The sequence below is a fragment of the Actinoplanes sp. NPDC026623 genome (assembly GCF_040638275.1).
Classification (GTDB): domain Bacteria; phylum Actinomycetota; class Actinomycetes; order Mycobacteriales; family Micromonosporaceae; genus Actinoplanes.
Genome location: NZ_JBEZXZ010000365.1, coordinates 1 through 3966 on the forward strand (window position 1 = coordinate 1; position 3966 = coordinate 3966).

A 3966-nucleotide genomic window follows, 5' to 3' on the forward strand; every position below is an offset into this window, starting at 1 on the left:
CTCGATGATGATGTGCGCGTTGGTGCCGCTCATCCCGAACGAGGAGACGGCGGCGCGGCGCGGGCGCTCGCCGGCCGGCCACGGGCGGGCCTCGGTGAGCAGTTCGACGGCGCCGGCCGACCAGTCCACGTGCGGGGTGGGCTCGTCGACGTGCAGGGTGGCCGGGAGCGTGTGGTGCCGCAGCGCCTCGACCATCTTGATGATGCCGCCGACCCCGGCGGCGGCCTGGGTGTGTCCCAGGTTCGACTTGAGCGAGCCGAGCCAGGCGGGCTCGGCGCGGTTGCTTCCGTACGCGGTGAGCAGCGCCTGCGCCTCGATCGGGTCGCCGAGCGTGGTGCCGGTGCCGTGCGCCTCGATCGCGTCGACCTCGCCCGGCAGCAGGCCGGCGTCGGCGAGCGCGGCCCGGATGACGCGGACCTGTGCCGGGCCGTTCGGGGCGGTGAGGCCGTTGGACGCGCCGTCGGAGTTGATCGCGCTGCCCCGGATCACGGCGAGCACGCGGTGACCGCGCCGGCGCGCCTCGGAGAGCCGTTCCAGCACGAGCACGCCGACGCCCTCGGACCAGGCGGTGCCGTCGGCCGCCGCGGCGAACGGCTTGCACCGGCCGTCCGGCGCCAGGCCGCGCTGGCGGGAGAAGGCGAGGAAGCCCGCCGGGCTGGACATGACCGCGACGCCGCCGGCGAGCGCGGTCGAGCACTCGCCGCGGCGCAGCGCCCCGACCGCCAGGTGGATCGCGACCAGCGACCCGGAGCAGGCGGTGTCCACCGTCATGGTCGGCCCCTGCAGCCCCAGCGTGTACGCGATCCGGCCGGCGATGACGCTCTCCGCGGTGCCGGTGAGCAGGTAGCCCTCGAGGCCCTCGGCGGCCTCGGCGAGGCGTGGCCCGTACTCCTGGCTCTCCGCGCCGATGAAGACGCCGGTCGCGGTGCCGCGCAGGGTGTTCGGGTCGATGGCCGCGCCCTCCAGGGCCGACCAGCTGGTCTCCAGCAGCAGGCGCTGCTGCGGGTCGGCGGCGAGCGCCTCCTTCGGGTTGATGCCGAAGAACGCGGCGTCGAACAGGTCGGCGTCGTGCAGGAAGCCGCCGTGCCGGGTGTACGTGGTGCCGGGGTGCTCGGGATCCGGGTCGTAGAGCGCGGAGATGTCCCAGCCCCGGTTGACCGGGAACTCGGTGATCGCGTCGCCGCGCCGGTCGACCAGGTCCCACAGTCCGGCGGCCGAGTCGACCCCGCCGGGGTAGCGGCAGCCGATGCCGACGATGGCGATCGGCTCGTCGGGCGCCGCGGTGACCGGCTCGGGCTCCGGCTCGCCGAGCTCGGCGCCGAGCTCGGCCGCGATCCGCTCGGCGACCGCGCGCGGCGTCGGGTGGTCGTAGGCGAGCGTGACCGGCAGCGCGATCCCGGTCGCGGTGACCAGGCGGCGGTGCAGCTCGACCGCGCTCAGCGAGGCCAGGCCGAGGTCGAGGAACGACTGGTCCGGATCGACCCGGTCGCCGAGCACTGCCCCGGCCTCGTCCCGGACGAGTCGCAGCAGCCGGCGCCAGTCGTCGCCGGCGGTGGCGCGGATGTCTCCGATGTGGCGCGTCATGATGTCTACCCCGTTGGCTGATGCGTTGCGGTCACGGTCAGGAGTGAGCAGGGGTCAGCGGGCGGGCACGAACAGCTCGCGGGCGACGCCCTTCGGATCGAGGGCGACGACGTCGAAGTTCTTCCTCGTGCGCCCGATCCGGCCGAACAGGTTGTCCGGCCCCGTGATGAGCAGCCGGTCGACGCCCAGCCCGCGGAGCGTGCCGGTGACGGCGGGCCAGTCGATCGGCCGGTCGAACGTGCTGAGCAGCATGGCCCGCATGTCCTCGGCGGTACGTACGATCGAGCCGTCGCTGTCGTCGACCAGGGTCACCCCCGGCGCGCCGACCTCGTAGTGGTCGAGGACCTCGAGCTCGGCGCGCAGCCGCAGGGCGCCGAACGCGGCGGCGTGCACCGGCGGGCGCATGGCGTGCATCGAGTAGCCGCCCATCGCGGCGACCGCTGCCTTCAGCTCGTCCAGGACGCTCTCGCGCACGGACACCATGAGGAAGCCGTCGTCGAGCCGGCCGGAGAGGTCGTGGTACTCGCCGCGGTCGGTGAGGCCGGCGAGGAACTCGGCGAACGGCTCCTCGGGTACCCGGGTGACGGTCTGTGTCACCACGTCGCGGTGCGCGGTGCGGAAGTAGTCCTGCTCCAGTTCGGCCCATTCGGCGGTGAGCCGCAGGACGTCGGCGAAGGACAGTGCGCCGGCGTACGCGGCGGCCGCCTTCTGGCCGAAGCTGGGGCCGGCGCAGATGTCCGGCCGTTCGCCCAGCTCCCCCTCGGCGCGGTCGGCCAGCGCGGTCGAGTTCACCACGAACGCCAGCTGGTGGTACGTCGAGTACTCGTCGGTGCTGTCGTAGAAGCGGTCGAGAAGGTCGTAGCCCAGCACGTCGGCCGCCTCGGCGAGGCGGGCACGGGCGTACCGGTCCAGCACCATGTACCGGCCCACGTCGGTGAAGCTCGACGGTCCCATTCCTGGAAATACGATTGCCGTCCGGTCGGACATCGGACCCCTTTTCAAGCGTTTATCCAGGTGTCGACCCTAGGCGGGCCGGCGGCCGCCTTTCATCCCCTAAGCGCCCCTAGGGCGTCCGGACCGGAAAACCCGGCCGCCCACCTCTGTTCACACCAGCGAACGGAAGAGTTGCAGGTCATGGCGTTTCACTGCACGCGGCCTGCACATTCACAGGGTGTCGTGTTCATCTTCGCTGACAAGATAGGGGTTACCCCCGACAGACCCGGGTTCCTAGCATCCGAACTCGGGAACGCCAATTTTCCTCGCTATTTGAAGGGACCTATACCGTGCCGACGAATACCGCGACGAGCAGCGTCGTCCGCCGATTCCACCCGCGGCCGGAGGCCGCGGTCCGGCTGGTCTGCCTGCCGCACGCCGGGGGTTCCGCGCCGGCCTACTTCGGCCTGTCCCGCGAGCTGACGGACGACATCGACGTCCTCGCCGTGCAGTACCCGGGCCGCCAGGACCGCCGCGACGAGCCCTGCCTGACCGACATCCACGCGATGGCCGCCGAGGTGATCGCCGCCGTCCGGCCCTTCCTGGACCGGCCGACCGCCCTGTTCGGACACAGCATGGGCGCGACGGTCGCCTTCGAGGCCGCGCGCCTGCTCGAACGCGAGCACGGCCAGGTGCCGGCCCGGCTGTTCGTGTCCGGGCGCCGGGCGCCCTGCACGCAGCGGCCGGACAGCGTGCACCGCCGCGACGACGACGGCCTGCTGGCCGAGGTGCGGCTGCTCAGCGGCACCGACTCGGCCATCCTCGCCGACGACGAGATCATCCGGATGGCGCTGCCCGCGCTGCGCGGCGACTACACGGCGATCGAGACCTACCGGCCCGAGCCGGGTGCCGTCACCGCCGCGGCGATCACCGTGCTGACCGGGGCGGACGACATCCGTACCTCGGCCGACGAGGCCGCCGCCTGGGCGCGGCACAGCACCACCGAGTGCGCGGTGCACACGTTCACCGGCGGCCACTTCTTCGTGAACGACCATCGCGCGGCGATAGCGCGCCTGATCGAACGGCACCTGCTCGGCTGAGCCGCATTCGATCGGGAACCACGGGGGAAACGATGTTCACACCGACCAGACTCACCGACCGAGACGAACACCAGGGCCGGCTGCACGCGCTGCTGGCCGACGCGGTCGCCGGCCGCGGGCACACCGTGCTGATCACCGGCGCGGTGGCCAGCGGCAAGACCGCGCTGCTCAGCACGCTCGCCGCACCGGCCGCCGAGACCGGCGCCCTGCTGCTGGAGACGTCCTGCCCGGCCTCGGCCGGACAGCTTCCGTTCGGCCTGCTGCACCGGTTGCTGCACGGCCCGGACGTGCTCGGCGGGTGCCACGCCGTGCTGGCGCGGGCCGCCCGGGCCCAACCGGCGGACCGGCC

The 3966-nt window shown here is 72.9% G+C and carries 3 protein-coding genes and 1 pseudogene; 2 read left to right on the forward strand and 2 right to left on the reverse strand.

The window, feature by feature from the left end:
- Together AB0F10_RS44610 and AB0F10_RS44615 are read right to left on the reverse strand one after the other, a co-directional pair.
- Window positions 1-1536 (reverse strand): annotated as a pseudogene (locus AB0F10_RS44610) (type I polyketide synthase); the annotation flags it as partial.
- Window positions 1537-1638: 102 nt separating this feature from the next.
- On the reverse strand, window positions 1639-2538 hold the full coding sequence (locus tag AB0F10_RS44615) for an ACP S-malonyltransferase (protein WP_360640517.1): 900 nt from the start codon (window positions 2536-2538) through the stop codon (window positions 1639-1641).
- A gap of 329 nt (window positions 2539-2867) precedes the next feature.
- Here AB0F10_RS44615 and AB0F10_RS44620 point away from each other — a divergent pair, with 329 nt between their 5' ends.
- Together AB0F10_RS44620 and AB0F10_RS44625 are read left to right on the forward strand one after the other, a co-directional pair.
- Window positions 2868-3617, forward strand: a complete 750-nt coding sequence (locus tag AB0F10_RS44620; protein ID WP_360640520.1) for an alpha/beta fold hydrolase — start codon at window positions 2868-2870, stop codon at window positions 3615-3617.
- A 32-nt stretch (window positions 3618-3649) separates the two neighbouring features.
- Window positions 3650-3966: ATP-binding protein (locus AB0F10_RS44625; RefSeq protein WP_360640523.1), on the forward strand; the 317-nt coding region annotated here is incomplete at its 3' end.